The sequence below is a fragment of the Marinobacter qingdaonensis genome, from assembly GCF_034555935.1.
Classification (GTDB): domain Bacteria; phylum Pseudomonadota; class Gammaproteobacteria; order Pseudomonadales; family Oleiphilaceae; genus Marinobacter; species Marinobacter qingdaonensis.
This window is the reverse complement of record NZ_JAYDCJ010000003.1, coordinates 385,983-401,233: the sequence shown is the minus strand read 5'-3', so window position 1 is coordinate 401,233 and position 15,251 is coordinate 385,983. Positions and strand designations below refer to the sequence as shown.

The window sequence follows — 15,251 nt, the reverse complement described above, 5'->3', positions numbered from 1 at the left end:
AGGAGGCGAGCGTATTATGAACCAACCGATGGCAATCGACGATCTGGTGTCAGTAGCACAGGCCGAGGCAATGGGGGAGCTCGACGCTCCGATGATGGCCATTGTCCTGTCCAGCGAACAAAGCTACGACTTGCCCATTAACTCCCTGGAAACCGATGCCGACAAGGCCCGCTGGGGACTGATCCTCCGCGCTGCCCGCGAGCATGTGGAGGCCGACGCAGTCGCCGTGCTGTATCCGGCCTGGACCACCATCCGCCAGAAACAGGCGGAAGCCGACGCCGATGCCGATGCTCAATCGGACGACACCGGCGAGACCACCCCCATAGACACCCTGTTTGTCCAGTTGCACACCCGGGACCGTGTGTACTGGCGCGGGTTCGAACAAATCCGTGACCCCAAGCACCAGCGCATCATTGGCTTCCGCCGGATCAAGGCGCTGTCCACCGATTACCGCCGCGAGGAGGTGCCGTCGATGGCGGCCTGGCTCAGCACGCTGTTTGAGCCGCTGCCGGACGAAGGTGAGGAAACCGCGGTGGATCGGGAGCTGGCGGACTTGCTGGAAGAACCGGAAGTGACCGCGGCGCTCTACCCGCGGCAGATGCGGGCCCTGCACTGATCGGAACCGGCGGCTTTACACCGCCGGTATCCGCTGCCAGACCCAGACCAGGCTGATGCCCATCACCGCCACCAGGAGCGCGGGGACCACGGCTTTCTGGTAAAGCGGCGTGGCTCGGGCCCATATCGCCAGGAGCGGGAAGCCGAGCGCGATCAGCGTCAGTTGCCCCAGCTCGACGCCCACGTTAAAGCCGCCCAAGGCGATGGCCAGACTGCTTGTGTCCACGGTGAGATCGGACAGCACGCTGGCAAAGCCGAAGCCGTGCACCAAGCCGAACCCAAAGGCCAGGCGCCAGGTGTGCCGACCCAGAATCGGCCAGACCACGTTCACGGCGGCCACGGCAATCGATGCTGCGATCACCGTTTCGACCCAGGCAATGGGCAGACTCACCAGTTTCAACGCGGCCAGGCTCAAGGTGATCGAGTGCGCAAGGGTAAAGGCGGTGACGATGCCAGCCAGCTCCCAGAGCTGTTGTCGCGCCGGGAGCCACCGGGTGCCCCGGTCGGTGCGCTCGGGCTGACGGAGGGTGGCCGGCAGCATCAGAACCAACAGGAACAGGATGTGGTCCAGTCCGATCAACAGATGAACGACGCCCTCTGTTACGAAGGTTGAGAAGGTCTGCCAGGCGCCGGTTTCGGCGGCCGGTGACAGGTCCAGACGGCGTTTGTCCGGGGCCATCACCGCCAGCCGGGTCGAGCTGTCGCTACTGACCTGGACCAGTCCCCGATGCAGACTGTCCCGGTCGAACAGCAGGGTGTAATCCAGGCGATCGGGAGACGCGCCGTCAGGGCAGACAATCTGGTACTGGGCCGCGGCATAGGCGCCATCGCTGTGCTTGCCAACCCCCCAATCCAGGGCGGTCAGTTCGCAGGTCTGGGCCCCGGAGGAAAACACCACACGATCCTTGATGATTTGCTCGATGGCATAGCGGTGCTGACGCAACTCGCCGCCCGTCACCTGCCGGTCCTTGTTGGTATCGATGGGCAGCAGCAGGGCCAGGTCACGCAGCGCCACATCAATCCGGACCCGGTCGCTGTTGGTGTCCAGATACAGAAAGCTGTCGCTGGCTTTATGGGCCAGGGCTGGACTGGCCAGCAGCATCAGCAGGGCCAGGGTCAGAAAATTAGATCGGCGCGATTCGGTCATTGGGGCATCTCCGGATAACGGCTGTCGGTCTGGCCTTGCTGCCGCAGCCATTGCCGGACCTCCTGAACCACGTCCTGATCCTGGGCCGCCATCGCCGCCCGCAGAACCAGCCGGGTGTCGAGAGGTTCCCGTTGCTCGCGCCAGTTCGCCCATGCATGCTCAAGGGCCGGTTCAGGGCGTTGCTCAATATCCAGCAGGAACCGGGCAAAATCCCGCTGATGCAGCAAGGCGCCGCGCCACTGGGCTTCCTCGAAGCGGGCACGGAGAGCCTGGGTCAGGTGTCTCGCCTGTTCGGGAGCGACCTGTTGCAGGGCAATGGCCCGAAGTACGCCGAGGCCATCCACCTGTTCATAACTTGCGGTCAGGTCCAGGGTAGCCCGGTAATTGCCCCGCTCCAGATGCCAGTCCGCCAGCAGTGCCCGGGTGTAGAGATCCGTGGGTGCGTCCCTGAGCACCGCCTGCCAGTGTTCGGTGGCGGCCTCGCGGCCGAGTTGCGCAGCGATGTCCCCGAGGGTGCCCTGGGCCCAGGCGCGGCTGGTTGGGTCCGCGCCCGGCGCGGCCGCCAGCCGGTTTTGCAACCGCGCATAGGCCTCCGCGCCCTCACCCGTCCGTGCCTGCATCTGGGCCAGGCAGCTCTCCGCGATCAGGCCCGGGTAATCCCGGGTCAGGGCGTCGCACTGCCGGCGGGCAGCCTGGTAGTGGCCCTGCACCAGTTCGAGATTGGCCAGTGTCAATCGAGCCTGGATCCTTTGCTGGCGCTGGTTGGTGTCCGCCAGCACCTGTTCCAGGTCTGCCCGGGCCGCCTCGAAGCGGTGCAGGCTCTGGGACAAGGTGGCGCGCAGCACGCGCAGCCGGTCTGTGAGCTGAGCTTCCGGCCAGTCCTCGAGCAGACGTTCGGCATAGCCGAGAAAGCGGGGGTCGCCGGTGCCTCGAGCCTGGCTGATGAACGCCTGGAGCTGGTCGGCCAACTCGGTGGCATTGGCCGGTGCAGTTGCGGAACCTGTTGATGAGTCCGGCAGCGTCGTCAGAATGTCAGCGTCGGCGAAGTCCTTTTGGATTGGGCCCGGCGCCGCGAAGGTCGCGGCCGGCATCAGTGCGCCGACCAGGCCGCACCCAAGCCAAAAAGCCCTGCCCGGCAGGGCAGGGAGTGAAATCGCCCGGCGCAGGATTGCCCTGCGCCGGCGAGTGGTTTGCTTATTGGAACAGGTCATCGAAAGCCTGCGGGTTGTTTTGGTCGTTGAAATTGAACTCCCGTTCATTGATGTTGACCGGTTCGAGCTCCACCGACTGTTTCTGTACTTCGGTCTTCACGAAAGTCGTGAAGTCCACCGGAAACACGGTATCACGGGGTGCCGGGTTGCCATCGGAGCAACCGACCAGTACCAGTCCGGCAACCGCCAGGATGATCATTCGTAGATAGGCACTCATGGCATCCTCCTGATCAATTGGGCGAGCCGGCCACCGGGGTCGCAAGGTAAGGGAAGGTGGTTCTGAGCTCGGCCGGGTCCAATTGCACGCCATCGGTAAACGGCGTGTCGCGATTCGGCGCATCCGACGTCAGCGCCCCCATGGCCACGCGCAGGGCGGCGTCCACGGTGTCGTCGACTGGCCGGCGGCCGTTCGGGAAGCCGGCGTTATCGCCGCCGAGGACACCCAGGTCGTTCTGGCTACCCGCCGGTGTGGTGGCAATCGCCGGATTCAGCCGCAGCATTTCCGAGGCGGTGACCCCGACCGGTTTGTTGACTCCGTCGACACCGGTCAGGAAAGCTGTGACCAGGTCGTTGCGCGGAAACGTGTTCGGCGCTTCGGCACCGGCGCCGCTGAACAGGATTTCCAGCAATTCAGGCAGGGTCGGATGGGTCACATAGGTGAGGAACTGGCCGTCGTCCTTGGGTTCGCTGGCGTTAAACCGGTCCTTGTCCTTGAGCCCGATGACCACCTCGTTCACCAGAGGCATGCCCAGTCGGGACACCTGGGTGTAGGCGCCGCCCTGCACGGTAGCGCCCTTGCCATTGGCCGCGGGCGCTGGATTCAGGACTCGCGCCTGGCGCAGGCTCGCGGTGGTCCAGGCACCAATGACCGGGTCTCCACCGGAGTTCACCGCGGTGCCGGTCAGGCAGGTGGTGGGTACTTCCAAGGCGAATGACGTCACGTTCTTGTCGGCCAGATCGCCGGGGCCTTCGCCGTCGCGAGCCCCCAGGGGATTGGTGTTGACCAGATCAAAGATTTCGCCCAGGTTGACGGCGAAAGCCTCCTTGCGCTGGCCGACAAACACCCTGCCGTTGGTGCTGCAACCGGGAATGCTGATGTTGTAGATGTGGCCGTCAGCGTAGGTCGCGTAATCCGCGAACGACTTGCCGCCGATGTTATCCAGCGGCTTGTCAAAGCTCTCCATGCCGGTGCTGGCATTGGTGGCGGTCTGGACGGTCCCGGTCCGGCGATCACCGCGGATGATTTTCACCGAGTACTGCTGCTGGGCCTGGACGTTGCCGTCGACCGTTGCGTCGCCGATGTTTTTGAGCGGTACCGACACCATTTCTTCGGCGCCGGTGTCGCCGACGGCGAGTTGAATGTCGTTGAACCTGTCCTCGGGTTCAAACCGGAACGTCAGATCCTCCACCGCATCGCCATCGTTATCGATGTGAATCTCGTAAATGGCGTCCTCGTCGAGGTCGAAATAATTGGGGCCACCGTAGGCGTCCTGTAACGGCAGGTAGTTGGCGATCAGGGTGACGAACCCTTCCCGACCGGTCTCGTAGCTCCTGAACATATAAAAGTCGGTGCCGTCGACTTTAGGCATTTCGGTGATAAACGGTGCTTCACGGTGACTGGAGGCATTGCCGAGGCTAGCGCCCAGGCAGAGCCCCGCCACGGCGGCGGCCAGGGCCGATCGTTTAGCGATTAGAGTCATAACGTGTTCCTCGTCCGTTGTTGTGTTGTGCAGAGGAAGCAACGGGCGGGTGGAACGGTTAGATGCACTTTCCATTTAAAAAAGTTAGCCTCAACTCTGCATCTCGCCAGAACGCCGGCGCGTAACCCGTTTAGCAGTGATCATTGGAGCGGAAATGTCTCAGATCGACGTCAATCAGGACGACCTGATGCGCCTTTTAGTAGGGGTAGGCCAGGGTGACCGGCGTTCTTTCCAGCAACTGTATGAATCAATCTCAGGGCGGATGTTTGGTGTCTGCCTGAAACTGGCAGGCCAGCGGGAGCTGGCGGAGGAGGCCTTGCAGGAGGCGTTTATCCAGATTTGGCATCACGCCCGGGAATACCACAGTGATCGGGGCACGCCCCTGGGCTGGATGATGACGATTGCCCGGTACCGGACCTTGGATTTAATGCGTGCCCGAAAGGTACGGCAGCACGCAGGTGAGGATCAGCTCGAACAGGTTGAGGACCATCGGGCCGGTCCGTTGGACGAGTCGTTGCGGGATGCTGGTGCGGCCCAATTGACCGGCTGCCTCGATGAGCTCAGCGACAACCAGAGGGACAGCATTCTGCTCTCCTATTACAAGGGACTGACCCACGACGAACTTTCCCAGGCCCTGAGTTCGCCCATCGGTACGGTCAAAAGCTGGATACGGCGTGGCCTGATCGCTCTTAAGAGGTGTCTCGAACGATGAAGATGACAGATGAGCGAATTGAGAGCTTAGCGGCGGAATACGTGCTGGGCTCCTTGCAGGGTCGCGCGCGGCGCCGGTTTGAACGCTGGATGATGGTGTCTGGACGGGTCCGTCGGGAAGTTTGGTTCTGGGAGGCGAAGCTGGCTCAGTTGTCGGCTGAGGTGTCGCCGGTCGAGCCGCCAACGTCAGTATGGCGAGGCATCGAGCAGCGTTTGTGGCCAGCGGCCGCTGATCAGCGTTCTGGCGGCGGCATTCGTTGGTTCTGGCCAAGCTGGAGCCTGGTCGCCACCGCCGCCGTGCTGGTATTGGCGGTGTTGGTGGTGCAACAGCCGGCACCCAGCCAACAACTCTCCGGCGCCATCGTGCAGGCGAATGTGAGCGATCCGCTCTGGTTGGTCAGCGAGTCCGGGGCGGACCGTTCCCTGAAATTGCGGTCGGTGGCCGCCAGTGCCGCTGAGGCTGGCAAGGATTACGAACTCTGGGTTGTGCCGGAGCAGGGCGGGCCGCTGTCGTTGGGGGTGATCCCGGCGGGCGGCGTGCATCGGGTCCAGCTGACCGACGAGGCACGGGCGGCGCTGTCTCAAAGCAAAACCCTGGCGATCAGTCTGGAGCCGCGGGGCGGCTCGCCGACGGGGGCGCCGACTGGACCGATCCTGCACGTGACCAAACTGTACGAACTCTGACTGCCGTTACTTCGCCGCCATCAGGGTCAGGCACAGCTGGGCGTTCTGGATGAAATGGCCGAACGCCGCCAGCTGCTGCTCTGACGGGGTGTAGTCGCCGGCGGCATTGTCGGCGTAGAACAGGCCCACCAGGCGGCCACCGGCCCGCAACGGACCCACCAATGCCGGTACCCGGCCCAACCAGCGATCGTACTCGATGGCGCGGGCGTTGGCGTCGGGCTGGTAGATGCAGCAGCCGCCCTCCGGCACCAGCGCACCGAGCGCGCCGGCACCGTCCCTGGGCAGGGTGAAGTGTTCGCGCCAGGCCTCGGTGCCGCGGCCGCTGAGCTTGCGCGGGACCAGGTCGTTGCCGCTGCGATCCCCCATCAGCAACGCCACCCGTTGCATGCCAATGGCCCGGTGAATGCCCTCGATGACCAGCAGGCAGACCTCGTTGATGTCCGGTTTCTCGGCCAGGCTCTGGGTCAGATCGCGCAGGATCTCCAGCTGCAGCTCGGCATCCATCTGCGGCGCCTGGGTGCTGCCGCTGTTGCCCGCCTGCTCGTTACCCGGCATCAGCGCCGTCACCTGGGGAATGCCCAGGGACACCGCCACCCGGGCGGCCTCGGTGGCGTTAACCTTGATCTGATCGCGAATCACCGCCGGACTCTGGCCGATATCCTCGCTCAGCTGGTCCAGCAGACCGTCCATTTCGTCACCCCGCCAGCCCTGTTCCGACACCCGTGCCATTTCAACCGAGTGACGCACCAGGCTGGCGGCCGGTGAGTTGGCCTGGCCCGGCGCCACCACGTCCTTGATGAACGGACCCAGTGACCAGGCCTCCACCAGGCCCCGGGTGATCTCGGTGAAGGTGGTGTGCAGGACCGCCTTCTGGGCCTGGACCGGCGGTTCCTCCAGGCGCAGGTGCTGCTCCAGTTCGTTGGCCTGGTCGGTTTCGCAGGACCAGAACGCCAGTTCGCCGATGTTCATCAGCAACGCGCCGATGAACACCTCTTCCAGCGCGGTTTCATTGCGCTTGGGCATCAGGCAGCGGGCCTGCACCGCGGCGTGGATGGCCCGGGCCAGGCAACGCAGCAGGTGCGGCCGGTCGTTGCGCTGGAGCAGGGCGTCAACGATCAGCGAGGAGATGGCCATGGATTTGACCGCGTCGAAGCCAATCAGGGTGATGGCCCGGCTCACGGTGCTGACCTGGGTCCGGGTCTGGTTGTAGAACACCGTGTTCGACAGCCGCAGGACCTGGGAGGTGAGCTGGGCGTCGTTCAGGATTACGCTGGCCAGCTCGTTCACCGTGCTGTTGCGGCTGTCGGTCAACTCGTTGATGCGCCGGAGGGTGTTGGCCAGCACGGGCAGTTCCACCTTGCTCAGGTAGCTTACCCAGGCCTGGGTGGACGTCATCCGGACGGGCGCGTGGTCAGTCTTGGCGGTCAATGATGGGGCCTCGAAACTCAGTCGTGCTTGGTTGTTGTGGTGTCTGTTGCTGTTGAGTTTAGTGCACGGCCCACTTGGGTGTCGGTAACCGTTTGTGTACGGGCAACTACCCACCCGGGCCCGGGTGCCGGGGTTCGGGTTTGCCCGGTGAATAGGCTATAATCGCCGGTTTTAACGCTGCACCCACAAGGCGCTGACCGTGATTGTATTTGACCAGGTACAGAAGTCGTATCAGGTGGCTGGCCGGGCGATCCCCGCGCTGCACCCCACGGATATGACCATAGAAACCGGCGAGGTGTTCGGCATCGTCGGCCATTCCGGCGCGGGCAAGTCCACGCTGGTCCGTCTGATCAACCTGCTCGAGCCGCCCACCGGTGGCCGCATCCTGATCGACGACGAGAACATTACCGAGTACAGCCCGGCCGAGCTGCGGGCGTTCCGGCGCAAGGTCGGCATGATCTTCCAGCACTTCAATCTGCTGTCGTCGAAGACCGTGGCCGACAATATCGCCTTCCCGATGAAGCTGGCGGGCATCTACTCCAAGACCGACATTCGCGACCGGGTCCAGGAACTGCTGGCCCGGGTCAGCCTGACTGACCATGCGAACAAATACCCGTCCCAGCTGTCCGGCGGCCAGAAGCAGCGGGTCGGCATTGCCCGGGCCCTGGCCTGCCGCCCGACCATCCTGCTGTGCGACGAGGCCACCAGTGCCCTGGATCCGCAAACCACGCAGTCGGTGCTGAAGCTGCTGGCGGACATCAACCGCGAGCTGGGCCTGACCATCGTGCTGATCACCCATGAGATGGACGTGGTGCGCCGGGTCTGTGACCGGGTGGCGGTGATGGACGCCGGCGAAGTGGTGGAAATGGGCCCGGTCAGCGAGGTGTTCCTGCACCCCAAGCACCCGACCACCCGGGATTTCGTGTTCGAGAGCGAGAGCATCGACCGCGAGGAAATGCAGGAAGACCTGCAGAAGGCCAAAGGCCGCATCATGCGCCTGACCTTCAAGGGTGACGCCACCTACAAGCCGCTGCTGGGTAGCGTCGCGCGGGAATCCGGTGTCGATTTCAGCATCCTGTCCGGTCGCATCGACCACATCAAGGACACCCCCTATGGCCAGTTGACCCTGTCCCTGGTCGGCGGTGACCTGGACGTCGCCATGTCCGCGCTTGAGGCCGCCGACGTTCACGTGGAGGTGCTGCGCTGATGGAATTTCTGACCGAAACCCTGTTGAGCAACGTGGACTGGTCCGAGATCGGCTGGGCCAGTTGGGACACCCTGGTGATGGTGGGCATGTCGTTGCTGTTCAGCGTGCTGATTGGCTTGCCCATCGGCGTGCTGCTGTTTCTGACCGGCAAGCGTCAGTTGCTGGAGCAGCCGGTGGCCTACGCGGTGCTGTCGTTCGTAGTAAACGTGCTGCGGTCGGTGCCCTTCATCATCCTGCTGATCGTGATGATTCCGTTCACGGTCATGCTGATCGGCACCTCCCTGGGGGTGGCCGGCGCCATCCCGCCGCTGGTCGCCGGTGGCGCGCCCTTCTTTGCCCGCCTGGTGGAAACCTCGCTGCGGGAAGTGGACCGGGGCATCATCGAAGCCACCCAGGCCATGGGCGCCAGCGTGAAACAGATCGTGTTCGGAGCGTTGCTGCCGGAGGCCTTGCCCGGGATCATTGCGGGCATTACCGTGACCGCCATTACCCTGGTGTCCTACGCGGCCATGTCAGGCGTCATCGGTGGCGGTGGTCTGGGTGATCTGGCCATCCGCTTCGGTTACCAGCGGTTCCAGACCGACGTCATGGTCATCACCGTGGCGCTGCTAGTGATCTTCGTCCAGGTCTTGCAGATGGTCGGAGACCGGTTGGTGCTGTATTTCAGCCGTAAGTAGGCTCGCTTCGAGGTAAGCCGCTGGCCGGCCAACCCTTCCGAAAAACGCCCGTAAATACGTCCCTGTAGGGCTCGGTCGCGCCATCCCTGGCGCTCCACGTTTTCGGAAGGGTTGGCCGGCCAGCGGGCCAAAGCTCTCGGGTGAGCCATCACGCGTATATCATGTGTTTCATGGGTTAACAGGAGAATTGAGTTATGAATCTGAAGAAGACGTTTGCAGCCCTGGCTGCCGCCGCCACCTTCTCCGGTGCGGTTGCCGCCGAAGAACTGTCCGTAGCCGCCACCCCGGTCCCGCACGCGGAGATCCTGGAGTTCGTTAAGCCGGCGCTGGCCGAGCAGGGTGTGGAGCTGGATGTGAAGGTATTCACCGACTACATCCAGCCCAACATCCAGGTGGACCAGAAGCGGATGGACGCCAACTTCTTCCAGCACAAGCCGTATCTGGACGAGTTCAACGCCGGTCGTGGCACCAACCTGGTGACCGTCGCCGGTGTCCACGTTGAGCCGTTTGGCGCCTACTCCAGCAAGATCGATTCACTGGACGATCTGGAAGAGGGTTCCGTGGTCGCCATCCCGAACGACCCCACCAACGGTGGCCGCGCCCTTCTGCTGCTGCAGAAAGCCGGTCTGATCACCCTGAAGGATGCCAGCAAGATCACCGCGACCCCGCGTGACATTGCCGACAACCCCAAGGACCTGGACTTCAAGGAGCTGGAAGCGGCAACCCTGCCCCGGATCCTGAACCAGGTCGACATCGCCCTGATCAACACCAACTACGCGCTGGAAGCCGGTCTCAACCCGACCGAGGACGCGCTGGTGATCGAGGGGTCCGATTCCCCGTACGTGAACATCCTGGTCGCGCGCCCGGACAACAAGGACAGCGAGGCCATGCAGAAGCTGGCGAACGCGCTGCAGTCCGATGAGGTCAAGGCGTTCATCAAGGACAGCTACGAGGGTGCCGTGGTACCGGCATTCTGAGGGTCGCCGGCCTGGTGCCGGCAGCCATGAAAAAGGCCGGGCAGCGTGCGCTGCCCGGCCTTTTTTGTGTCCGACTGGTCGCGGCTGATCAGTTGCCGCCCCAGTTGGCTTTCGGATCCGGCGTCATCCGCAGGTAGGATTTAACCGCCTTGTAGCCCTGCGGGAACCGGCGCTGGATCTCGTCCTCGTCCTGCAGAGAGGGCACGATCACCACATCGCCGCCCCGTTCCCAGTTGCCCGGGGTGGCCACCTTGTGGTCGTCGGTCAGCTGCAGTGAGTCCACCACCCGCAGCACCTCGTTGAAGTTGCGGCCGGTGCTGGCCGGGTAGGTGATCATCAGCCGGATCTTCTTGTTCGGATCGATCACGAACAGGGACCGGACGGTCAGGCTGCTGTCCGCGTTCGGATGAATCATGTCGTAGAGTTCCGACACCTTGCGGTCCTGATCGGCGATGATCGGGAAATTGACCGTGCAGCCCTGGGTCTCGTTGATGTCCCGGATCCACTCCTGGTGCGAATCGACCGGGTCCACGCTCAGGGCGATGGCCTTGACGTTACGCTTGGCAAACTCGTCACGGAGCTTGGCGGTCAGGCCGAGCTCGGTGGTGCACACGGGGGTGAAGTCGGCCGGATGCGAGAACAGGATGCCCCAGCTGTCCCCCAACCAGTCGTGGAACGAGATGCGGCCTTCGCTGGAATCCTGTTCGAAATCCGGTGCGGTATCTCCAAGACGTAAACTCATACACGGCTCTCCTTCGTGCTGTTGGGTCTTCGGTCGGTTGGCCCGTAACCGTCGGTCGTTTTCGGGCCTACTTCCCTAGGTGGGTGGAGCAGGCCCAAAAAACAAGGGGCTAGGCGTTGCCGACGGCTTTCTGCCGGTCAAAATGCTCGCGGGTGAGCTTGAACACCACCGGGCTGAGCAGCAGCAGGGCCACCAGGTTGGGCAGGGCCATCATGGCGTTCAGGGTGTCCGCCACCAGCCAGACAAAGCCCAGATTCAGGGTGGCGCCTACCGGTATGGCGACAATCCAGGCCACCCGGTAGGGCACGATGGCCTTCACCCCGAACAGGAACTCGATGCAGCGTTCGCCGTAGAACGACCAGCCCAGGATGGTGGTGAAGGCGAACACGGCCAGGGCAATGGCCACCAGGTAGTTGCCGATGCCCGGCAGCGCCTCGGCAAAGGCCATGGAGGTCAGCTCGGCGCCGGACACGCCGGCGGTCCAGGTGCCGGAGGTGATGATCACCAGGCCGGTGATGGAGCAGATGATCAGGGTGTCGATGAAGGTGCCGAGCATGGCCACCATGCCCTGGTTGATCGGGTTCTTGGTCTGGGCGGCGGCGTGGGCGATGGGTGCCGAACCCAGGCCGGCCTCGTTCGAGAAGATGCCCCGGGCGACCCCGAAGCGGATGGCGGCCCAGACGGCGGCGCCGGCAAAACCGCCCTCGGCGGCGATGGGGCTGAAGGCGTGTTCGAACACCAGGGCCAGGGCCGCCGGGATTTCATTGGCGTTGATCGCCAGTACCAGCAGCCCGGCGACCAGGTAGGAAATGGCCATGAACGGGACCAGGGCACTGGCGACCTGGCCGATGCGCCGGATGCCGCCGATCAGTACCGCGCCCACCAGCACCATCAGGATCAGCCCGGTCAGCCAATCCGGTACGCCGAAGCTGGCTTCCATGACGTCGGCCACGGAGTTGGCCTGCACGGTGTTGCCGATACCGAAGCCGGCAATGGCCGCGAAGATGGCAAACAGCACACCGAGCCAGGCCCATTTCTGGCCCAGGCCGTTGCGGATGTAGTACATGGGGCCGCCGACGTGGTCGCCGCGTTCGTCCACTTCCCGGAAGCGTACCGCCAGGACGGCTTCCGAATACTTGGTGGCCATCCCGACCAGGGCCGTCAGCCACATCCAGAACAGCGCGCCGGGGCCGCCCAGGAACACGGCGGTGGCGACACCGGCGATGTTGCCGGTGCCGACGGTGGCCGACAGGGCGGTCATCAAGGCCTGGAACGGCGGGATTTCCCCTTCGGACTCGGCCCCGGTGGCCTTGCGCCCCTGCCACATCAACCGGAAGCCGGCGCCCAGTTTACGCACCGGCATCAGCTTCAGGCCCAGGCTGAGAAACAGGCCGACACCGAGAATGAGCACCAGCATGGGCGGGCCCCATACCAGGGAATTGAGTTGTCCAACAAAGTCAGAAATGGCTTCCATGGGGATCTCCCGAAGTTAGCGGTTTGGGCCCTTTTGGGGCGTAACCATCTGAGTTTAAGCAATAAAACGCATCTGTAAACTCCCTGGTGGGGTTTCAGTTTTCCTTTCTGGGGTGCATTGCCTATGGTTATAGAGAGGGGCCCGGGCCGGAGTCGGGTCCAGTCGCTTCAACGGGAGGAGGCCTGCCCATGCGCTCACTGAAAGTCTCGGACGTCATGTGGAATCACATTGAACCCATTCGGTGTGGCACGCCGTTGACGCGCGTGGTGAAGAACCTGCTGCACAACCACGTCACCGGGTTGCCGGTGGTGGACGACCAGCGCCATGTGCTGGGCTTCGTTTCGGAGCAGGACTGCATCCATGCCTTGCTGGTCAGCAGCTACCACTGCGAGGGCGATCCGATTGTCGATGACGTGATGTTCCGGGAGCCGGTGACGGTGTCGGCGGAACTGGCGGTGGTGGACCTGGCCCAGAACCTGGGTGCGGGAAAACCGAAGGTGTACCCGGTGGTGGATCATGGCAAACTGATTGGCATTGTCACCCGTACCGCCATCCTGGCCGAACTGGCCCGGGCCGGCTGCGGCATTGAATTGCCCAAGTACGCCAGCGCGGACGACTGAGACTACCCCCGTTCCACCCACTTTTCCGGCGAGGATGCTATGGAACTGCTCTCCACCAATGTCTGTTTTGACGGCGAACATCGCCGCTACCGCCACTACTCCGCGACCCTGGAGTGCGACATGGAGTTTGCCGTGTTCCTGCCACCGGCCGCGGTGGCCCGGGACGCGAAACCGGTACCGGTGCTGTACTGGCTGTCCGGGCTGACCTGCACCGACCAGAACTTCATGCAGAAAGCCGGCGCCATGAAGCGGGCGGCCCAACTGGGGCTGGCCATTGTCTGCCCGGACACCAGTCCGCGTGGGCTGAACCTGCCGGGCGAAGACGACAGCTACGATTTTGGCACCGGCGCCGGGTTCTACATCAACGCGACCCAGCAACCCTGGGCACCCCATTACCGGATGTACGACTACGTGGTGAAGGAACTGCCGCAGCTGGTGGAGCATTCGCTACCGGTCACCGACCAGCGCTCGGTCAGCGGTCATTCCATGGGTGGTCATGGCGCCCTCATCGCCGCCCTGAAGAATCCGGGCCGCTACGCCTCGGTGTCGGCGTTTGCGCCCATCGCCAATCCGAGTGAATGCCCCTGGGGCCAGAAGGCGTTTTCCGGGTATCTGGGGGATGACGCCCGGGCCTGGGAGGAGTGGGACGCCACCCTGCTGATTCCCACCGCACGGGAGCGCCTGCCGCTGCTGGTGGATCAGGGCACCGCCGACGAATTCCTGGAGACCCAGCTGAATCCGGACGCGCTGGCGGCGGTCTGCGAGACCTTCCATCACCACATCAACCTGCGCATGCACCGGGGTTACGACCACAGCTACTTCTTCATCGCCTCGTTCATCGACGAGCATCTGGAACATCACGCCCAGGCGCTGGGGCTGCGTTAGGCGCTGAAGCCCCAGATCCGGCTGAAGTCCATGGACGGCATGATTTCCGGCTCTTCCACGCCCCGGATGTTGAATTCCAGTACGCTGGCGTCCCGCTCGAAGGTGCCGCTGTAGCGGTTGCCCCGGGGCCCGATGATGGCCTTCACAAAGGGGCCGCGGGCCCGCACCGGGCGGCCGGTCACCACGCCCACTTCGTTGTTGTCCAGACGCACCAGTACCCCCGGCGGAAACTCCCCCAGCACCTGCAGCAGTGCCTTGGGGATGGCCGGGCGATACTTGCCGTCCGCCAGTGTCGCCACCAGCCGCCGGGCCTCGGTCACCGTCAGCCGGTTGCGGTAGGCGCGTTTGGTGATCATCGCCACGTAGCGTTCGGACAGCGCCAGGATTTCCGCCTCGGGCCGGATCTCGGTGCCGCTCAGGCCCTCGGGGTAGCCGGAGCCATCCGCCTGCTCGTGGTGCTGGGCAATGATTCGGAGCATCAGCTTGTTGTCGATGCCCGCTGTTTTTAGCGCCTGGATGGCCCGGGTCGGGTGCCGGCGGATGACCCCGCGCTGATCGTCGGTGAGCAGCTTGTTGGAGGCGTTGAGCTGGTCCGCGACCGGCACCAGAGCCAGGTTGGCGGTCAGGGCGGCGGCGGTGAGGACGCTGATACGGTTGTCCTCGAGGCCAAACTGGCGGGCAATGAACTGGCTCAGGATGGCGTGGAACAGCACCTGCTCGAGCACCGTCGGGCCGATGGAATACAGGTGCACCAGGGCCAGGCTGGCGTCCGGGGCCTCGGCGCAGGTGCGCATGATCATCCGGGTCAGGCCCGTCAGGCGTTTCTGGGCCGAGGGGTCGTGGTCGGTGATGGCTTCCAGGGTGGCTTCCAGCGAATGCAACAGGTCCGGATAGTCGGCAAAGGGGTTGCGCTGGCGGGTGTCCTCGACCACTTCGTCCTGGGGTCGTTCGATCTTGCGGGGCTTGAACCGACCGCGCTCGAACAGCTGCTCGAGCTGGGTGTCGGTCTGAATCACATAGCCCTGACGCAGCAGCACGTTACCATTGGCGTCATAGACGTTCCAGGGCAACGGTCGGCCCAGCTCCAGGGCGCCGGGTGCGATTCGGACAAGATTGTTCACGCTCAAGGATCCTTCTGAACGGTCAGACATGGCGACAGTGTAGCGACAACGA

The 15,251-nt window shown here is 63.9% G+C and carries 16 protein-coding genes; 8 read left to right on the top strand and 8 right to left on the bottom strand.

Features of this window, described 5'->3' with window-relative positions; genetic code table 11:
• Positions 1 to 16: 16 nt before the first annotated feature.
• Positions 17 to 616: a hypothetical protein gene (locus U5822_RS05085; RefSeq protein WP_322854544.1), complete on the top strand. Its 600-nt coding sequence runs from the start codon at positions 17 to 19 to the stop codon at positions 614 to 616.
• A gap of 15 nt (positions 617 to 631) precedes the next feature.
• On the opposite strand, the gene U5822_RS05080 is transcribed toward U5822_RS05085, so the two are convergent.
• The 4 genes from U5822_RS05080 to U5822_RS05065 all read right to left on the bottom strand — a co-directional run bounded on the left by U5822_RS05080 (position 632) and on the right by U5822_RS05065 (position 4,673).
• The gene (locus U5822_RS05080; RefSeq protein ID WP_322854543.1) at positions 632 to 1,762 is read right to left on the bottom strand and encodes a HupE/UreJ family protein; all 1,131 of its coding nucleotides are present in this window, start codon (positions 1,760 to 1,762) and stop codon (positions 632 to 634) included.
• Complete coding sequence (locus tag U5822_RS05075) at positions 1,759 to 2,853, bottom strand: tetratricopeptide repeat protein (protein ID WP_322854542.1); 1,095 nt, start codon at positions 2,851 to 2,853, stop codon at positions 1,759 to 1,761. The genes U5822_RS05080 and U5822_RS05075 overlap by 4 nt, the downstream gene beginning before the upstream one ends.
• Before the next feature lie 103 nt (positions 2,854 to 2,956).
• Complete coding sequence (locus U5822_RS05070; RefSeq protein ID WP_322854541.1) at positions 2,957 to 3,190, bottom strand: hypothetical protein; 234 nt, start codon at positions 3,188 to 3,190, stop codon at positions 2,957 to 2,959.
• 13 nt (positions 3,191 to 3,203) lie between these two features.
• The gene (locus U5822_RS05065; RefSeq protein ID WP_322854540.1) at positions 3,204 to 4,673 is read right to left on the bottom strand and encodes a DUF4331 domain-containing protein; all 1,470 of its coding nucleotides are present in this window, start codon (positions 4,671 to 4,673) and stop codon (positions 3,204 to 3,206) included.
• 154 nt (positions 4,674 to 4,827) lie between these two features.
• Between U5822_RS05065 and U5822_RS05060 the strand changes: the two genes are divergently transcribed.
• Complete coding sequence (locus U5822_RS05060; RefSeq protein WP_322854539.1) at positions 4,828 to 5,385, top strand: sigma-70 family RNA polymerase sigma factor; 558 nt, start codon at positions 4,828 to 4,830, stop codon at positions 5,383 to 5,385.
• On the top strand, positions 5,382 to 6,068 hold the full coding sequence (locus U5822_RS05055) for an anti-sigma factor (RefSeq protein ID WP_322854538.1): 687 nt from the start codon (positions 5,382 to 5,384) through the stop codon (positions 6,066 to 6,068). Before U5822_RS05060 ends, U5822_RS05055 begins: the two co-directional genes overlap by 4 nt.
• 6 nt (positions 6,069 to 6,074) lie before the next feature.
• On the opposite strand, the gene U5822_RS05050 is transcribed toward U5822_RS05055, so the two are convergent.
• A complete protein-coding gene (locus U5822_RS05050; RefSeq protein ID WP_322854537.1) occupies positions 6,075 to 7,496 on the bottom strand; it encodes an HDOD domain-containing protein in 1,422 nt (473 codons plus the stop codon).
• 199 nt (positions 7,497 to 7,695) lie between these two features.
• Here U5822_RS05050 and U5822_RS05045 point away from each other — a divergent pair, with 199 nt between their 5' ends.
• The 3 genes from U5822_RS05045 (at position 7,696) to U5822_RS05035 (ending at position 10,357) form a co-directional block, all read left to right on the top strand.
• Entirely contained in the window at positions 7,696 to 8,703 is a 1,008-nt protein-coding gene (locus U5822_RS05045) for a methionine ABC transporter ATP-binding protein (RefSeq protein WP_322854536.1), read from the top strand.
• Complete coding sequence (locus U5822_RS05040) at positions 8,703 to 9,380, top strand: methionine ABC transporter permease (RefSeq protein WP_322854535.1); 678 nt, start codon at positions 8,703 to 8,705, stop codon at positions 9,378 to 9,380. The genes U5822_RS05045 and U5822_RS05040 overlap by 1 nt, the downstream gene beginning before the upstream one ends.
• Positions 9,381 to 9,574: 194 nt before the next feature.
• Complete coding sequence (locus U5822_RS05035) at positions 9,575 to 10,357, top strand: MetQ/NlpA family ABC transporter substrate-binding protein (protein ID WP_322854534.1); 783 nt, start codon at positions 9,575 to 9,577, stop codon at positions 10,355 to 10,357.
• 88 nt (positions 10,358 to 10,445) lie between these two features.
• On the opposite strand, the gene U5822_RS05030 is transcribed toward U5822_RS05035, so the two are convergent.
• Positions 10,446 to 11,099, bottom strand: coding sequence for a peroxiredoxin (locus tag U5822_RS05030; protein ID WP_322854533.1), 654 nt, complete (start codon positions 11,097 to 11,099; stop codon positions 10,446 to 10,448).
• Between the two features lie 109 nt (positions 11,100 to 11,208).
• A complete protein-coding gene (locus U5822_RS05025) occupies positions 11,209 to 12,573 on the bottom strand; it encodes an alanine/glycine:cation symporter family protein (protein WP_322854532.1) in 1,365 nt (454 codons plus the stop codon).
• A gap of 188 nt (positions 12,574 to 12,761) precedes the next feature.
• On the opposite strand from U5822_RS05025, the gene U5822_RS05020 reads away from it, so the two are divergent.
• Together U5822_RS05020 and fghA are read left to right on the top strand one after the other, a co-directional pair.
• Complete coding sequence (locus U5822_RS05020) at positions 12,762 to 13,193, top strand: CBS domain-containing protein (protein ID WP_322854531.1); 432 nt, start codon at positions 12,762 to 12,764, stop codon at positions 13,191 to 13,193.
• Between the two features lie 39 nt (positions 13,194 to 13,232).
• Complete coding sequence (fghA, locus tag U5822_RS05015) at positions 13,233 to 14,078, top strand: S-formylglutathione hydrolase (protein ID WP_322854530.1); 846 nt, start codon at positions 13,233 to 13,235, stop codon at positions 14,076 to 14,078.
• Here the strand turns inward: fghA and U5822_RS05010 are convergent.
• Positions 14,075 to 15,199 (bottom strand): HD-GYP domain-containing protein, encoded by a 1,125-nt coding sequence (locus U5822_RS05010; protein ID WP_322854529.1) that lies wholly within the window; start codon positions 15,197 to 15,199, stop codon positions 14,075 to 14,077. The two genes, fghA and U5822_RS05010, sit on opposite strands and share 4 nt — an antisense overlap.
• Positions 15,200 to 15,251: the final 52 nt, after the last annotated feature.

What these genes read in the sequence shown, in the direction of transcription:
- U5822_RS05085 (WP_322854544.1), top strand. Translation starts at nt 17, where the DNA reads ATGAACCAACCGATGGCAATCGACGATCTGGTGTCAGTAGCACAGGCC.
- U5822_RS05080 (WP_322854543.1), bottom strand. Translation starts at nt 1,762, where the DNA reads ATGACCGAATCGCGCCGATCTAATTTTCTGACCCTGGCCCTGCTGATG.
- U5822_RS05075 (WP_322854542.1), bottom strand. Translation starts at nt 2,853, where the DNA reads ATGCCGGCCGCGACCTTCGCGGCGCCGGGCCCAATCCAAAAGGACTTC.
- U5822_RS05070 (WP_322854541.1), bottom strand. Translation starts at nt 3,190, where the DNA reads ATGAGTGCCTATCTACGAATGATCATCCTGGCGGTTGCCGGACTGGTA.
- U5822_RS05065 (WP_322854540.1), bottom strand. Translation starts at nt 4,673, where the DNA reads ATGACTCTAATCGCTAAACGATCGGCCCTGGCCGCCGCCGTGGCGGGG.
- U5822_RS05060 (WP_322854539.1), top strand. Translation starts at nt 4,828, where the DNA reads ATGTCTCAGATCGACGTCAATCAGGACGACCTGATGCGCCTTTTAGTA.
- U5822_RS05055 (WP_322854538.1), top strand. Translation starts at nt 5,382, where the DNA reads ATGAAGATGACAGATGAGCGAATTGAGAGCTTAGCGGCGGAATACGTG.
- U5822_RS05040 (WP_322854535.1), top strand. Translation starts at nt 8,703, where the DNA reads ATGGAATTTCTGACCGAAACCCTGTTGAGCAACGTGGACTGGTCCGAG.
- U5822_RS05035 (WP_322854534.1), top strand. Translation starts at nt 9,575, where the DNA reads ATGAATCTGAAGAAGACGTTTGCAGCCCTGGCTGCCGCCGCCACCTTC.
- U5822_RS05030 (WP_322854533.1), bottom strand. Translation starts at nt 11,099, where the DNA reads ATGAGTTTACGTCTTGGAGATACCGCACCGGATTTCGAACAGGATTCC.
- U5822_RS05025 (WP_322854532.1), bottom strand. Translation starts at nt 12,573, where the DNA reads ATGGAAGCCATTTCTGACTTTGTTGGACAACTCAATTCCCTGGTATGG.
- U5822_RS05020 (WP_322854531.1), top strand. Translation starts at nt 12,762, where the DNA reads ATGCGCTCACTGAAAGTCTCGGACGTCATGTGGAATCACATTGAACCC.
- fghA (WP_322854530.1), top strand. Translation starts at nt 13,233, where the DNA reads ATGGAACTGCTCTCCACCAATGTCTGTTTTGACGGCGAACATCGCCGC.